At 71.9% G+C, this 14,694-nt stretch carries 12 protein-coding genes and 1 pseudogene; 6 read left to right on the top strand and 7 right to left on the bottom strand.

Annotated features, from left to right (window positions below):
- Position 1: 1 nt before the first annotated feature.
- Complete coding sequence (locus tag ACIQMV_RS20465; protein WP_141367292.1) at positions 2-664, bottom strand: response regulator transcription factor; 663 nt, start codon at positions 662-664, stop codon at positions 2-4.
- Positions 661-1,785 carry a sensor histidine kinase gene (locus ACIQMV_RS20460; protein ID WP_402594420.1) on the bottom strand — a complete coding sequence of 375 codons (1,125 nt, stop codon included), beginning with the start codon at positions 1,783-1,785 and terminating at the stop codon, positions 661-663. Before ACIQMV_RS20460 ends, ACIQMV_RS20465 begins: the two co-directional genes overlap by 4 nt.
- A gap of 209 nt (positions 1,786-1,994) precedes the next feature.
- Between ACIQMV_RS20460 and ACIQMV_RS20455 the strand changes: the two genes are divergently transcribed.
- The 4 genes from ACIQMV_RS20455 (at position 1,995) to ACIQMV_RS20440 (ending at position 6,985) form a co-directional block, all read left to right on the top strand.
- A complete protein-coding gene (locus tag ACIQMV_RS20455; RefSeq protein WP_402594419.1) occupies positions 1,995-4,175 on the top strand; it encodes an MMPL family transporter in 2,181 nt (726 codons plus the stop codon).
- 81 nt (positions 4,176-4,256) lie between these two features.
- Positions 4,257-5,402 (top strand): winged helix DNA-binding domain-containing protein, encoded by a 1,146-nt coding sequence (locus tag ACIQMV_RS20450; protein ID WP_402594417.1) that lies wholly within the window; start codon positions 4,257-4,259, stop codon positions 5,400-5,402.
- Between the two features lie 72 nt (positions 5,403-5,474).
- Positions 5,475-6,572 carry a P1 family peptidase gene (locus ACIQMV_RS20445; RefSeq protein WP_402594416.1) on the top strand — a complete coding sequence of 366 codons (1,098 nt, stop codon included), beginning with the start codon at positions 5,475-5,477 and terminating at the stop codon, positions 6,570-6,572.
- A 68-nt stretch (positions 6,573-6,640) separates the two neighbouring features.
- A complete protein-coding gene (locus ACIQMV_RS20440) occupies positions 6,641-6,985 on the top strand; it encodes a PucR family transcriptional regulator (RefSeq protein ID WP_402594414.1) in 345 nt (114 codons plus the stop codon).
- Positions 6,986-7,010: 25 nt separating this feature from the next.
- Here ACIQMV_RS20440 and ACIQMV_RS20435 read toward each other — a convergent pair whose 3' ends face one another.
- From ACIQMV_RS20435 to ACIQMV_RS20425, 3 genes are all read right to left on the bottom strand, one after another.
- Positions 7,011-8,435, bottom strand: coding sequence for a purine-cytosine permease family protein (locus tag ACIQMV_RS20435; protein ID WP_402594412.1), 1,425 nt, complete (start codon positions 8,433-8,435; stop codon positions 7,011-7,013).
- 252 nt (positions 8,436-8,687) lie between these two features.
- A complete protein-coding gene (locus ACIQMV_RS20430; protein WP_402594410.1) occupies positions 8,688-8,987 on the bottom strand; it encodes a hypothetical protein in 300 nt (99 codons plus the stop codon).
- A gap of 80 nt (positions 8,988-9,067) precedes the next feature.
- A complete protein-coding gene (locus ACIQMV_RS20425; RefSeq protein ID WP_402594408.1) occupies positions 9,068-10,117 on the bottom strand; it encodes an aldo/keto reductase in 1,050 nt (349 codons plus the stop codon).
- A 603-nt stretch (positions 10,118-10,720) separates the two neighbouring features.
- Here ACIQMV_RS20425 and ACIQMV_RS20420 point away from each other — a divergent pair.
- A complete protein-coding gene (locus ACIQMV_RS20420; RefSeq protein WP_402594406.1) occupies positions 10,721-11,443 on the top strand; it encodes a CBS domain-containing protein in 723 nt (240 codons plus the stop codon).
- Between the two features lie 11 nt (positions 11,444-11,454).
- On the opposite strand, the pseudogene ACIQMV_RS20415 reads toward ACIQMV_RS20420, so the two are convergent.
- A pseudogene (locus ACIQMV_RS20415) lies at positions 11,455-11,571 on the bottom strand (oxidoreductase); the annotation flags it as partial.
- A 107-nt stretch (positions 11,572-11,678) separates the two neighbouring features.
- The gene (locus tag ACIQMV_RS20410) at positions 11,679-12,557 is read right to left on the bottom strand and encodes an endonuclease/exonuclease/phosphatase family protein (protein WP_402594404.1); all 879 of its coding nucleotides are present in this window, start codon (positions 12,555-12,557) and stop codon (positions 11,679-11,681) included.
- A gap of 286 nt (positions 12,558-12,843) precedes the next feature.
- Between ACIQMV_RS20410 and ACIQMV_RS20405 the strand changes: the two genes are divergently transcribed.
- Positions 12,844-14,691 (top strand): exo-alpha-sialidase, encoded by a 1,848-nt coding sequence (locus ACIQMV_RS20405; protein ID WP_402594402.1) that lies wholly within the window; start codon positions 12,844-12,846, stop codon positions 14,689-14,691.
- The last annotated feature ends 3 nt before the right edge of the window (positions 14,692-14,694 follow it).

Here is a 14,694-nt window from a genome sequence, read left to right as displayed (position 1 = left end):
CTCAACGGCTTCGCGGGGTCACCAGGCCCGACTCGTAGGCCAGGACTACGAGTTGGGCGCGGTCACGGACTCGGAGTTTGACCATGGCCCGGTTGACGTGGGTCTTCGCGGTCATCGGGCTGATCACCATGCGGTCGGCGATCTGGTCGTTGGACAGCCCCTGCGCGACCAGGGCGACGGCCTCGCGTTCGCGGTTGGTCAGCTCCTTCAGCCCCGGGCCGGCTCCCGTGTCGAGCGGCTGGGTGACGTACCGGCTGATCAGCTTGCGGGTGATCGACGGCGCGAGCAGGGCGTCGCCCCGCGCGGCGACACGCACCGCGTGCAGGAAGTCCTCCGGCACGATGTCCTTGACGAGGAACCCGGCCGCCCCGGCGCGCAGCGCGTCGAAGACGTACTCGTCCAGGCCGTAGTTGGTCAGGATGACGACGTGCACCCCCGACAGCGCCGGGTCCGCCGCGATGCGCCGGGTCACCTCGATGCCGTCGAGGACCGGCATCCGGATGTCGATGAGCGCGATGTCGGGCAGGTGCTCCCGGACCAGGGCCAGGCCCTCCTGCCCGTCACCGGCCTCGGCCACCACCTCGATGTCGTCCTCCATGTCGAGCAGCGCGCGGAACCCGCTGCGCAGGAGCGGCTGGTCGTCGACCAGCAGGACACGGATCACGACGTCTGCTCCACGGGGAGTTCGGCCTGGACGGTGAAGCCTCCCTCGACACGCGGCTCGGCCCGCAGCCGGCCCCCGAGGGCGGTGACGCGCTCACGCATCCCGAGCAGTCCGACGCCGGGCACGGGGGCGGTGCCCGGCGTGGCCCTGCCGTCGTCGTCGACGCGTATCGTGAGCGCGTCCGGACGGCAGTCGATCCGGACCGACGCCGAATCCGCGGCGGCATGCCGGGCGATGTTGGTCAGCGACTCCTGCACGATCCGGTACACGGTCCGGTCCACCGCGGCGGGCACGTCGTGCCGTTGCCCCTTGATCGTCAGCGTCGCGTCCAGGCCGATGGCACGGGCCCGTTCCACCAGCTCCGGGACGTGGTCGAGACCGCGCGGCGGGGCCGTGTCGTCGTCGCGCAGCGCCTCCAGGGTCGCGCGCAGCTCCCGGCTCGCCTCGCGTCCCGCCTCCTGGATCGCCAGCAGGGGCGCCGGTACCTGTTCGCCGCGCTTGCGGGCCACATGGACGGCGACCTCGGCCTGCACCTTGATGATCGAGATCTGGTGAGTGAGCGAATCGTGCAACTCCCGTGCGATGTGCAGCCGTTCCTCGTCGGCGCGGCGCCGCGCGGTCTCCTCCCGGGTGCGCTCGGCCTCGTCCGCCCGCCGCTCGGCCTGCCGCAGCGCCTCGCCCGCCGCGCCGGCCGCGATCAGCCAGGCCACTTCGAGGGCGCCGCGGGCCTGCGCGAACGCCTCCCCCGTGTCGTGCAGGGAGGCGAGGGCCGCGAGGGGGAGGGCGGCCAGCATGGCCACGCTCGCCGCGACGGTGACGGTACGGTGCCCCGCCCGCATGGCGGCGTACACCGCGAACAGGTAGGCGACGGCGGGCACATCGAAGCCGACCGCCTGGTAACCCACCGCGCACACTCCGGTGACGGCCAGCACGGGCAGCGGGGCCCGGCGGCGCGCGGCCAGCGCCAGACCGCCGGCCACCAGCAACGCGTAGCCGAGCGGGCCGAGTCCGTCGGCGGAGTGCTCCCCGGACAGCCCGGTGGCCAGCAGCGCCCCCGCCACGCCGACGGCGATCGCCCAGTCCCCGACACCGGCCGGGACACCGAACCGTGCTCTGTCCATGGGCGCACCCTAACGGGATGCCGCCGCGGGCGGATCACGCTCGCGGACGAGCGCCCCCGTACCGCACCCGCGGTACAGGGCCGGCGCCCGCGGTATCCGCCGCGGCCGCGTGCGCCGCCGGCGGCAGCCCGAAGTGTCCGCGCCTGCGGGACGTTCGGGGACGGGTCCGGCGGACATGATCGGGCGACGTCCAGCCGCAGGAGGAGAAGATGACGGCAACCGACACCCCCCGTACGGAAGGAGCCCTGGCGGGACTTGCCCGGTTCTGCTACCGGCGGCGCCGCCTGGTGCTCCTGGCCTGGATCGTCGGCGTGATCGCCGTGGCGTTCGCCGGCTTCGGCTTCGGCGCCGCCGCCGACAACGACTTCTCCGGCGGAAGCTCCGACTCCGCCAAGGCGCAGACGCTGATCGAGAAGCACTTCCCCGAGCGGCAGGGGGATACGCTGACTCTCGCGATCAAGGCGGAGAAGGGGATCGACGACCCCGCCGCCCGGCAGAAGATCGAGCAGGTCATCGCCGATCTGGACGCCTCCCCCCTCACAGGACCGGTGACCTCGCCGTACAGGGACGAGGATCTGGTGACGAAGGATCGTCGTATCGCCCGTACGACCATCCCGCTGACCGCCAAGGATGTGAAGAAGTCCGAGGTCAAGCCCCTGGTGACCATGGTCAAGGAAGCCTCCGGCGACGGCGTGACGCTGGGGCTGGGCGGGGAGAAGGCGGAGAAGGCCGAGACGCCCCCGCAGGGTTCGTCCGAGAGCGTGGGCATCGTGGCGGCGGCGGTGATCCTGTTCATCGCCTTCGGGTCACTGGTGGCGATGGGGCTGCCGATCGTGACCGCGCTGCTGGCGATCGTCGCCGGCATCGCCCTGATGAAGCTGGTGGGATACCTGGTCCCGTCACCCGATTTCACCGCGATCCTCGCCGCGATGATCGGTCTCGGCGTCGGCATCGACTACGCGCTGTTCATCGTGACCCGCTACAAGGACGCCCTGCAGGCCGGCGACGAGCCGGAGACCGCCACGGTCAAGGCCATCACAACGGCCGGTCACGCGGTCCTGTTCGCCGGTACGACCGTCGTGATCGCGCTGATGGGCCTGATCGTCATGGGACAGCGGCTGATGACCGGGGTGGCCGTCGCCACCTCGGTGATCGTGCTGGTGACGATGATCGCCGCGGTGACCCTGCTGCCGGCGTTCCTGGGCTTCACCGGGCACAGGATCAACTCGCTGCGCCTGCCGCGTCGCACGTCCCGCCGGAGCGGGGCCGGCGGTGTTCCGGCGCGGGAGCGCCGTACCCTCGCCGAGCGCTGGGCCGGCGTGGTGCAGCGCAGGCCGCTGGTCGCCGCGGTACTGGCCGGCGCGGTCCTGCTGGTGCTGGCCGCCCCCACGCTGTCGATGCGGTTGAGCAACCCCGACGCCAGTGTCCAGCCCCACGACAGGAGCAGCTACACCTCGTACAAGATCCTCTCCGAGGGCTTCGGTCCCGGCTACGGCGCACCCCTGATCCTCGCCGCCGAGGTCGGCTCCGACCACACCGGTCTGGGTCCCGTCGTCGAAGCGGTCGGCAGGACCGAGGGCATCGCCCACACCACGCCGCCCCAGTTCAGCAAGGACGGGCAGGCCGCGATCCTCATGGCCTTCCCCCGGACCGGATACCAGGACGAGGCGACCGCGGACGTGGTGCACCGGCTCCGCGACGAGGTGCTGCCCAAGGCGCCCGGCGGCGACAGGGTCTACGTCGGTGGCCCGAACGCCGGCACGATCGACATGGCCGACGACATCGGCTCGCGCCTGCCCCTGATGATCGCGGTCGTCATCGCGCTGTCCCTGGTGCTGCTCATCGCGCTGGTCCGGTCGGTCACGATCGCGTTGCAGGCCGCGGTGATGAACCTGCTGGCGATCGGCGCGGCCTACGGCGTGCTCGTCGCGGTCGTCCAGTGGGGATGGCTGGGCTCGGCGCTCGGCTTTCCCACCGAGATGCCGATCACGACCTGGGTGCCGATGATGATCTTCCCGGTCCTGTTCGGCCTGTCCATGGACTACGAGGTCTTCCTGATCTCGCGGATCCGTGAGGAGTACGAGCGCACCGGCGACACCCGGACGGCCGTCGCTCGCGGAATGGCGCGGACCGCCAAGGTCATCACGGCCGCGGCCGCCATCATGGTCGCCGTCTTCACGACCTCGCTGCTCGGCCCCGACGTCGCGGTCAAGCAGGGAGGTCTGGGCATGGCCGTCGCCGTACTCATCGACGCCACCATCATCCGGATGATCCTCGTCCCCGCGGTGATGGAACTGTGCGGCAACGCCAACTGGTGGATGCCCGGACGCCGTTCGCCGAAGGTGACCGCGATTCAAGGCGCCGAGGCCGGGGAGGAGGCCAGGGTCTGACCGTTGCTCCGGCCGGAGTGCGGGGGACCCTTGGGCCGGGTTCCCCGCACGACCGCGAGACAAGCTCGGCATGATGACCGGATGGTGACCTCGCGCGCCCTCAACCGCTGCACCCTCGCCCGTCAGTTGCTGCTCGACCGGGAGCCGCTCACCGCCGTCGACGCGGTGCGCCGCGTGGTCGCGCTTCAGGCACAGCAGCCCGCCTCGCCGTACCTGGCGCTGTGGAACAGGCTCAGCGGCTTCGACCCGGCCGGCCTCGACGCCGCCGTGGCCGGCCACCGGGCGGTCAGGTCGACGCTGATGCGGATCACGTTGCACATGGTCCACGCCGAGGACTACCAGGCATTCCGCGAGGCCATGGAGCCGGCACTGCGCGCCTCCCGGCTCGGCGACTCCCGTTTCACGGCGTCCGGGCTCACCGCCGCCGACGCCGACGCGCTGATCCCGGGACTGCTGGAGTACACCGGCCGGCCACGGTCCGCCGCCGAGGTCCGGGGTCGGCTCGAGGAGTTGCTGGGCACGCCGGTGGAACCGGTGACCTGGCGGATGCTGCGGCAGTACGCGCCGCTGTGGCACGCGCCCACCGGAGGGCCCTGGTTGTTCGGCACGCGGCAGTCGTACGTCGCCGCCGGCACGCCGCCGGAGCTGGCCGACCCGGACGCCGCCGTCGCGGGTCTGCGCACTCTGATACGCCGCTACCTGGAGGGCTTCGGCCCGGCCTCGGTGGCGGACATGGCACAGTTCGCGCTGGTCCAGCGGGCGAGAGTGAGGGCGGCGGTGCAGTCACTCGCCGCCGAACTGGAGCAGTTGGAAGGCCCCGACGGCACGGTGCTGTACGACATTCCCGGCGCGCCACGGCCGGCCGAGGACATTCCGGCCCCGCCCAGACTGATGGCGATGTGGGACAGCATCCTGCTGGCCTACGCCGACCGTAGCCGCGTCATCCCACCCGCGTACCGCAGGCTTGTGACGCGTGTCAACGGCGACGTGCTGCCCACCCTCCTGGTCGACGGCTACGTCGCCGGCGTCTGGCGTCCCGTCGACGGGGGAATCGAGGCCACCGCCTTCCACTCGCTTCCGGAGCACGTCTGGCAGGGACTGGCCATGGAGGCCGGCTCGCTCACGCAGTTCCTCGCCGACCGCGAGGACACGGTCTACCGGCGCTATGGCCACTGGTGGACGAAGGGGCTGCCGGCCGACGAGACACGCCTGCTGCGCGGCGACTGAGCGGTGCCGCACGCCGCTGCGGGCCTACCCGGCCGCCCCGAACGAAGGGTGCGGCGCGTAGCGTCCGGTCGTATGGAACCCATGGCGCACGTCCAGTCGGCACAGGGCACCCTGCCTCGGGCCCGTGACCTCGGCATCGTCGTCGGACGGGGCGGCACCGGGCCCCTCAACGCGATCACCGATGTACCGGGAGTCCGGGTCGGGCACACCACCGTCCGGCGTCCCCCCGACGTGCACAGCGGAGTGACCGCGGTCGTGCCCGACGCGGTCGGTCCCCAGTCTCCGCTGCCCGCCGGGGTGTTCACCGGCAACGGCTACGGCAAGCTCATCGGCACCACCCAGGTCACCGAACTCGGCACGCTGGAGACTCCCGTACTGCTCACCTCCACCCTGTCGGCGTTCCGGGTCGCCGACGCCCTGGTCGGGTGGATGCTCGAACGCCCCGGATGCGGCGAGGTGCAGAGCCTCAACCCCGTGGTGGGCGAGTGCAACGACGGCTTCCTGTCCGACATCCGCGCACGGCCGGTGCACGAGGAGCACGTCCGGGCCGCGCTCGACGGGGCGGTCGGCGGTCCGGTGGCCGAGGGCTGCGTCGGCGCGGGAACCGGCACCGGCGCCCTGGGGTTCAAGGCCGGGATCGGAACCGCCTCGCGCACCCCTGAACTGGGAGGCCGGCGGTTCACGGCCGGGGTCCTGGTGCAGGCGAACTTCGGCGGCACGCTGCGGGTGCTCGGCCGCTGCGTCACCCCGCGGTCCCTGGGCCTGACCGGCGACCCGGCGCCGGTCACGGAGACCGGCTCCTGCATGATCGTGGTGGCCACGGACGCGCCCGTCGACGCGCGGCAGCTCACCCGCGTCGCGCGGCGGGCCGTGTTCGCCCTGGCCCGCACGGGCGCGGCCTACAGCCACGGCAGCGGCGACTACGCCATCGCCTTCGGCACCCGACCGGAGGCGGGCGCCCCGGTGGCGGACGCCGAACTGGGACCTCTGTTCGAAGCTGTCCTCGACGCCGTCGAGGAGGCGGTGCTCAACTCCCTGCTGGCCGCGACCACGACCACGGGCTTCGGCGGCCGCACACTGCCAGCCCTGCCCGCGGACCGGCTGCTCGACGCCCTCACGGATCCCGCGGCAACCCCACTGTCAGGCGGCCGGAAACAGCCGTCCGGCTGACATGCGCTCCACGGCGGAGAGGCGATGGGCCGCGGCTATCGGCCGCATTCGGCAATCGCGGACTGCTGATGGGCAATCCGGACCTGCCGCTGCCGCTGCCGCTGCCGCTGCCGCTGCCGCTGCCGGAGCCGGAGCCGGAGCCGGGCCACGCCGTGCTCGCGCCGCTGCTGCGGCACGACGAGGAACAGCGGGCCGAGCTGGTCACCACGCTGCGGTCGTACCTCGCCCACGACTGCGCGTCCGCCGCGACCGCCCGGGAGCTGAGGCTCCACCGCAACAGCTCGCGCTATCGGCTGCGGTTGATCGAGCGGCCCACCGGCCGTGATCCCGACCGCCCGGCCGACCGCACGGAGCTGTGGCCGGCCCTCCTGGCGCTGGAGGCCGACCCCGCCGGCACACCGTCGGGGCCGTGAGCGGGCGCGACCGCCTTCGCCGCCGTCAGGGGGTGGGGGAGGGGGAGGCGGTCCTCGTCCCCGGCTCGGTGGTGAGGATCATGCGGTCCGGTACGTGGGCGGTGTCGCGGCGGGCCGTGAGCCAGTAGAGGAAGGCGGGTACGGCCAGGCCGACGATCCAGGAGATGTCCGTGCCGCCGAGCGGCTTCACCAGCGGGCCGGTGTAGAAACTGGTGGCCAGGAAGGGCAGTTGGGCCAGAAGGCCGATGCCGTAGACGATGAGTGCCTTGACGCGCCAGGCGCCGTAGCGGCCGTGCGGGTCGCTCAGGGCGGGCAGGTCGTAGCGCTCCTTGGCGATCAGGTAGTAGTCCACCAGGTTGATCGCCGACCAGGGGGTGAAGGCCGTGAGCAGGAAGAGCAGGAAGTCCTTGAACGAAGTCAGGAAGCTGTCCTTGCCCAGGAGGGCGACCGCGGTTCCCGCGATCATGATCCCGGCGATGTAGGCGGCGCGGCCGCGGGTGGACAGCGCGCGCTGCCCGCGGAAGCCGCTGATGCCGGTGACCACCGACATGAAACCGCCGTAGGTGTTGAGCACGTTCACCGTCAGCTTGCCCAGGGCGATGACGAAGTACAGGAACGAGGCCGCGAGGCCCGCGCCGCCCAGGCCGACGATGTAGCCGACCTGGTTGTCGACGAAGGCGCTGCCTGCCGCGGCCGCCGCGAGCGCGCCGAACGTCATGGACCACTGGGAGCCGAGGGCCGAGCCGCCGAGGGTCCACCAGAAGGTGGCGCGGGGAGAGGTGGAGCGGGGCAGGTAGCGCGAGTAGTCGGCCACGTAGGGGCCGAAGGCGAGCTGCCAGGAGGCGGACAGGGAGACGGCGAGAAGGAACAGCGGCAGGTCGAAGGAGCGGTTGGCGAGGAGGGTGCTCAGTTCGGCGTGCTCCAGGAGGCGGATGCCGAGGTAGACGAAGGCGACTGCGCATACGACGCTGGCCACCCGTCCCAGGGTGTGGATGAGCCGGTAGCCGACGAGCGTGGTGACCGCGGTGACGACGGCGAAGATCACGATGCCGGTGGTGTCGCCGAGGTGGGTGAGTTCGCCGACCGCCTGGCCGGCCAGCACGCTGCCGCTGGCGAAGAAGCCGACGTACATCACGACGACCAGGACCAGCGGGACGACGGCTCCGCGGACGCCGAACTGGGCCCGGCTGGAGATCATCTGCGGCAGGCCGAGGCGCGGTCCCTGGGCGGAGTGCAGGGCCATCACCGCGCCGCCCAGCAGGTTGCCGAGCAGCAGACCGATGATCGACCAGAAGGCGCCCCCGCCGAAGACGACGGCGAGCGCGCCGGTGACGACCGCGGTGATCTGGAGGTTCGCGCCCAGCCAGAGAGTGAACTGGCTGAACGCGCTGCCGTGCCGTTCGGCGTCGGGGACGACATCGATCGAGCGTTGTTCGACCACGCCTGTCATAGATTGCCCTCTTCCACGGATCCGCTTCTGGCATGCATAAGTTCATTCAGAATGGGATTGGATGAATGAGAGGTCAATACTTTGCTGCAAAATATGGGCTGAGGATTGCCTGGGCCGGGTGGCGAGGCCCGAACCTGCGGCCTGTGGCCGCCCGGCCTCACCGACGGCGGCTCCGGTCCCGGTCCTCGCGGAGCCACTGCCCGACGACCGCGTCGGCGTGCTCGCCGAGAGACGGGCTCGGAGCCGACCGGCTCATGTGCGGGTGAACTGGCCGGCACGGCGGCCCCGGGGCTCCCTCTTGATCAGCGGGACGTGGGCCTGGCCACGGTGGGCGAAGACGGTGAGGCACACGCCGGCGCGCCGGGTGGCCTGCGGCGCGGCGGCCTCGCGCCGTTCGGCCACGGCCGGATCGGCCCGTATCCGGTCGGCGGCCTCGCGCAGGTGGGTGACCGGCGCGGTGGCCGCGGACCCGTCAGGCGTCGGCGGCACGGGCGAACGGACGCGGGTACGCGCGGAGCGTTTCGCCACCGCCGTGCTCGGCACGCGGGTCATCCGCTCCACGGACCGCGCGCCGCGGCTTTCATTCCTACCCGACGGCCTGAGCCCGCCCCGTCGCGACGGACGGCCGAACCTCAGACGGCGGACCGGGACTCGGCCGGGCGTCGCCGCAGCGCCGGTACGGCGAGAGACGGCGGAGTCCAGACGCCGTCAGGGGGGTAGACATCGGTTCCGGGCGGCACGATGTCGTCGAGCCGGTCGAGTACGGCGTCGTCCAGCGCCACGGACCTGCCCTTGAGCGTGCTGTGCAGTTGCTCCATCGTGCGCGGGCCGATGATCACCGACGTGACGGCCGGATGCGCGAGCGGGAAGGCGATGGCCAACTCCGGCAGTGAGCAGCCCACTTCCCGGGCCACTTCGACGAGCTGCTCGACGATCTCCAGTTTCGCGGCCGTGCGCGGCGCCGACGGATCGAAGCGGTCGGGGTGCAGGGTGGGGCGCCCGCTGCTCAGATCGAGGGCCCGGCCCCTGCGGTAGCGACCGGTCAGGAACCCGGAGGCCAGCGGACTCCAGGTCAGCACCCCCATTCCCAGGCGCTCCGCCACCGGCAGCACGTGCCGCTCGACGCCGCGGGCCAGCAGCGAGTACGGCGGCTGCTCGGTGCGGAACCGCTGGAGCCCCCGCCGGTCGGCCACGTGGTACGCCTCCACGATCTCGTCGGCGGGGAAGGTGGAGCAGCCGAACGCCCTGATCTTGCCCTGGCGCACCAGATCGGTGAGGGCCGAGAGCGTCTCCTCGATGTCGGTCGTGTGGTCCGGCCGGTGCACCTGGTACAGGTCGATCCAGTCCGTTCCCAGCCGCCGCAGACTGTCCTCCACCTCCCGGAAAATCCAACGCCGTGAGTTGCCGCCGCGGTTGGGACCGTCCCCCATGGGGAAGTGGACCTTGGTCGCGAGCACCACGTCGTCGCGTCGGCCCTTCAGCGCCTTGCCGACGATCGTCTCCGACTCCCCGGCCGAGTACATGTCGGCCGTGTCGACGAAGTTGATCCCCTCGTCCAGCGCGGCGTGGATGATCCGGACGCACTCGTCGTGGTCGCCATTGCCGACGAACCCGAACATCATCGTGCCGAGGCAGTACGGGCTGACCTCGATACCGGTCCCGCCCAGAACGCGGTGACGCATACGACTCTCCTTGGATGGGCCCCACTTGGACGGGCCGACCCTACGAATTGGAGTCCTCTCCAAGGCAAGCGCGGCCCACCGCTCAGGGTGCTCCTTCGGGGTGCACGGCCCGTACGGCCTCGATGACGGAGCCGCTATGAGCGAGTGCGGCGGCGCGTTCGTGGCGGCGGCACGGTCCGGTGGTGCTTTCGTGGTGGAGCCGCAGGCGGTCGGCGGGCAGGTGCCGGCGGCGGCCAGGACGAGCGCGGTACAGGACGCGCCCCGACGCCGGGAAAGAGGCTTGGACGGTTCCTGCCGAAGTCCTCGGCGCGCGGTCCGCGTGCCGCGGTGAAGCGGCGGGGACGGCGCGGGCCCTGCCGGCCGGCCACCGGTTCGCGCTCCGGTGCGCGGGGTGCGCGGGACGGCGGCTCGATGCCTGGAAGTTGGGGCGGCGACCGGCAGGCGCCGACGAGCCGTTCTCAGCGGGCGCGCATCCGTCATCGGCCGAAACGGGTGACCGCGCGGGGTACCAAGGGACTTTCGGGGTCCCGGCAGGGACTGTTCGGCCTCAGCGGCAAGGCGGCGCGTGCGGTGGACTGGAGGCGACAGGAAGGGCGCCGAGTGATGAGACGACGCAGCGTCAGCGAGCTGATGAGCCCCACCGCCGTGAGTGTGCGACCGGGCACGGCGTTCAAGGAGATCGCACGCGTCCTCGACGAGTACGACATCACCGCCGTCCCGGTGGTCGACGACGAGGACCGGCCGATAGGAGTGGTGTCCGAGGCGGACCTGCTCCGCAAGCAGACGTGCGGAGGCGCCGGGAGGAACGCGGGGGAGCTGATGACGAGCCCCGCCGTGGTCGCGGAGCCCGGCTGGCACGCCGCGCGTGCCGCGCGGACGATGGAGCGGCACAAGGTCAAGCGCCTGCCGGTGGTGGACGGCGACGGCCGGCTGATCGGCGTGATCAGCCGCAGCGATCTGGTGCGGCTGTTCCTGCGCCGGGACCGCGAGATTCAGCAGGAGATCCTGGAGGACGTCATCGTACGGACGCTGGGTCTGCGGCCTTCGGCGCTCGCGGTCGAGGTCGCCGAGGGCCGGGTCGTACTCAGCGGCACAGTGGAGCACAGGAGCCTGATCCCGGTCACCGTGCGGCTGTGCGACAGCGTCGACGGCGTGGTGGAGGTGGTGAACCGGCTCGGTTTCGACCGGGACGAAACCCTGAACCCTCCGGCGGTACGCGGCGGTTCGGCTCGTTCGGAGGCCGGTGTGCGCACGGCGCCGGGTGGTGGGCACGGCCTGTCGTCGGTGCTGTCACCGCCCCGGCTCCGCTGCGGACGCCGCTGGTGAGCCGCCGGTCGTCACAGGTCCAGGATCAGACGTTCCCCCAGGCACCGCGAGACGCAGGTCATCATGGTCTCGCCCGCGGCGCGTTCCTCCTCGCCGAGCACCCGGTCACGGTGGTCCGGCTCGCCCTGCGGATGGCCTGCCGCGCGGTGCAGCCGGCACCGGGGTGACACCCCCGTCCCGTCGGGGCGGGTGAGACCGGCCGGCGCGACGTGGACGCCGGCGGTGCCGTGCGAGTTCAGCGGCCGCGCCGGTGGAGCTCCAGGTCCGCGACCACCGGGCGGTGGTCGGACGCCTCCGTGGCGATCTCCCGGGCGCCGGTCACGGTGATGTCGGGGGAGACCGTCACGAAGTCGATGCGCTTTTCCGGACGGATCGCCGGGTACGTCCCTCCGCCGTCCGGGTCGGCGTCCCTGAGCCGCTGCCACAGCGGTGCCAACTCGGGAGCGTTCGCCTCGGTGTTGAAGTCCCCGACCAGGATCTTCGGGCCGTGGTCGGCGGCGAGCACGTCGAGCATGTCCGCCACCTGGGCCCTGCGGACGGACGGGTCGCCCCGGTAGTCCAGGTGCGTGTCGTAGACGTGCACGTGCGAGCCCCTGACGTTGAGCGTCACCTCGGCGAAGCCGGGCGCCGGGGCCGGCACCGGATCGGGCGTCTGGGTGGAGAGCCGGGTGATGTCGTGGTTCTCGGCCTCGAGCACCGGGTGGCGGCTGAGCACGGCGACGCCGAACTGGCGGCGGTCCGCGCCCTGGACGGCCGGGTCCATGTCGTAGATCGGCGCGAAGAACACCCGCATGCCCAGCTTTTCGGCCAGCGCCCGGGCCTCGTCGGCGAAGTCGCTGCGGGCGCCCCAGTGGACGTCGACCTCCTGGAGACCGACCACGTCGGCGTGCAGATCACGTATCGCTCGCGCCGTGCGGTCCAGATCGAAGACCTCGTCCTCGCCGGCCCCGGCGTGGATGTTGTAGGTCGCCACCCGCAGCGGCACCGCGGGTGCGCGGGACCCGGCGGTGCCGGCGTCCGCGGCCGTCGCCGGTGCCGCCACGGCGAGCGCGGCGGTGGCGGCGAGCACGGCGGCGACGCCGCGCCGGACAGGACGTCGGAACGTGGGCTTCATGCCGTCGATCCCTTCACCGTCTTCTTGGAGAGTCACACAACAGCCGGTGTGACGAGTGTGGTTGACGATGCCGCCCACGTCGAGCCCGCCTCCGTCGCGCCCCTGACGGGGATTCAGCGCCGCGACGGGCCGTCGTACCCGCTGTGGCACATCACGTGAGCCGGAGGGGTTCACGTCAGACATCAGACGTCATATGATCCGCGTCGACGGCAGACGCCCTGCCGTTCCGAGCGATAGGACAGCGATGTCTCACTTCCGGCGAAGGCTCCGATGGGGAGCAGGTCTGGTGGGGCTCTCCACCGTCGTGGCACTGGCGGGCGGCGTGCCCGCGGCCGCGGCCACCAAACAGGCACCGGACTTCGATGCCACACCCCCTCAGGCCGGCAAGCCCTTCTACGCGGAGCGGCAACTCGCCACGAACGGCGAGGGTTTCCCGAACTACCGCATCCCGGCGCTGGCCGTCACCAACCGCGGTGACATCCTCGCCGCCTATGACGGCCGGCCCACCGCGATCGACGCGCCCGGCCCCAACTTCATCCTCCAGCGCCGCTCCACCGACGACGGCGCCACCTGGGGGGAGCAGACGGTCGTCCACGGGGGCAAGCGGGAAGCGCCCATCGAGGGCTACTCCGATCCCAGTTACCTCGTCGACCGCTCCACCGGCGACATCTTCAACTTCCACGTGAAGTCCTTCGACCAGGGCTTCGGCGGGTCCCGGCCCGGCGTCGACCCCGAGGACCGCAACGTGCTCCAGGCCGAGGTGAGCGTCTCCCACGACGACGGCCGGACCTGGCAGCACCGGGTCATCACCCCGGACGTCACCGCCGACCTCGGCTGGCGCTCCCGGTTCGCGGCGTCGGGTCAGGGGATCCAACTCAAGTACGGCACGTACGCCGGGCGGCTGCTCCAGCAGTACACGATCATCAACGGCGACGGTGTCTTCCAGGCCGTGTCCGTGTACTCCGACGACCACGGAAAGACCTGGAAGGCCGGCGCAGCCGTCGGCGCGGGCATGGACGAGAACAAGACCGTGGAGCTCTCCGACGGCCGCGTCATGCTCAACTCCCGCGACTCCGGCCGCTCCGGCTACCGCAAGGTCGCGATCTCCGACGACGGCGGCGTCACCTACGGCAAGGTGACCGTCGACCGGGAACTGCCCGACCCGGCGAACAACGCCTCCATCGTCCGCGCCTTCCCCAACGCGCCGAAGGGCTCGGACCGCGCCAAGGTGCTGCTGTTCTCCAACGCGGGCTCCACCGGCCAACGGGCCAACGGCACGGTCCGGATGAGCTTCGACGACGGCGAGACATGGCCGGTCGCGCAGGTCTTCCAGCCGGACGGCATGGCCTACTCGACCCTGGCGACCCTGCCCGACGGCAACGTCGGCCTGCTCTACGAGCCCGACGGCGGCAACGGCGGCATCCGCTTCGCCCGGTTCAACCTCGCCTGGCTCCAGGGCGTCGCCGCGCCGCTCACGGCCGGGAACCTCACGGTCGAACGCGGCGGTACGGCGGCCTTCGAGCTCACGGTGGCGAACCAGAGCGGGTCGGCCCTCCACGTGAAGGACCTCACCCTCGGGGTGCCGGCGGGCTGGTCGTACGAACTGACGCCGCCGGACCGGATCCTCCCGGACTCCTCCCGGGCCGTCACCGTCCGCCTCACCGTCCCCGAGGACGCGACCGGGGGCACCTACCCCGTGACCGCCACGCTCACGGACACCAAGGGGCGCACCTCCCGGGGTTCCTTCACCGCCGAGGTGCCGAAGACGGCCGACGAGAACACGCCGGGCCGCATCCGGGTGACCGGCGGCACGCTCACCAACCCGCGGGACGACGGCTACCGGGCCGGTGACAGGCTGGTCTTCACCTACACCGTCACCAACCTGTCCGACGCGGCCACCACGGTGGTGCCGAGCGGGAACCTCGAGGACCTCGACCCGGCGGCCGACGCACGCAACTGCCGGTGGCGCGGCCTCGCGGCGCACGCCTCCTACACGTGCGCCTTCCCGTACCACGTCGTCTCACAGGAGGACCTGGACGCGGGGCGCTTCACACCGGTGACCGCGTGGACCTCGACCTCGGACGACACCGTCACCGTGGTCGGGCACACCGGCGAGCGCGTCGAACTGAGCTGACCC

The organism is Streptomyces sp. NPDC091412 (genome assembly GCF_044756885.1).
GTDB lineage: Bacteria > Actinomycetota > Actinomycetes > Streptomycetales > Streptomycetaceae > Streptomyces.
Note: the sequence above shows the minus strand (reverse complement) of the source record. Positions and strands in the feature narration are given on the sequence as shown.

Bases quoted from the DNA above. Each gene is read 5' to 3' on its own strand.
- ACIQMV_RS20440 (WP_402594414.1), top strand. From the start codon at position 6,641: ATGGGCAATCCGGACCTGCCGCTGCCGCTGCCGCTGCCGCTGCCGCTG.
- ACIQMV_RS20455 (WP_402594419.1), top strand. From the start codon at position 1,995: ATGACGGCAACCGACACCCCCCGTACGGAAGGAGCCCTGGCGGGACTT.
- ACIQMV_RS20425 (WP_402594408.1), bottom strand. From the start codon at position 10,117: ATGCGTCACCGCGTTCTGGGCGGGACCGGTATCGAGGTCAGCCCGTAC.
- ACIQMV_RS20460 (WP_402594420.1), bottom strand. From the start codon at position 1,785: ATGGACAGAGCACGGTTCGGTGTCCCGGCCGGTGTCGGGGACTGGGCG.
- ACIQMV_RS20450 (WP_402594417.1), top strand. From the start codon at position 4,257: ATGGTGACCTCGCGCGCCCTCAACCGCTGCACCCTCGCCCGTCAGTTG.
- ACIQMV_RS20410 (WP_402594404.1), bottom strand. From the start codon at position 12,557: ATGAAGCCCACGTTCCGACGTCCTGTCCGGCGCGGCGTCGCCGCCGTG.
- ACIQMV_RS20445 (WP_402594416.1), top strand. From the start codon at position 5,475: ATGGAACCCATGGCGCACGTCCAGTCGGCACAGGGCACCCTGCCTCGG.
- ACIQMV_RS20420 (WP_402594406.1), top strand. From the start codon at position 10,721: ATGAGACGACGCAGCGTCAGCGAGCTGATGAGCCCCACCGCCGTGAGT.
- ACIQMV_RS20435 (WP_402594412.1), bottom strand. From the start codon at position 8,435: ATGACAGGCGTGGTCGAACAACGCTCGATCGATGTCGTCCCCGACGCC.
- ACIQMV_RS20430 (WP_402594410.1), bottom strand. From the start codon at position 8,987: ATGACCCGCGTGCCGAGCACGGCGGTGGCGAAACGCTCCGCGCGTACC.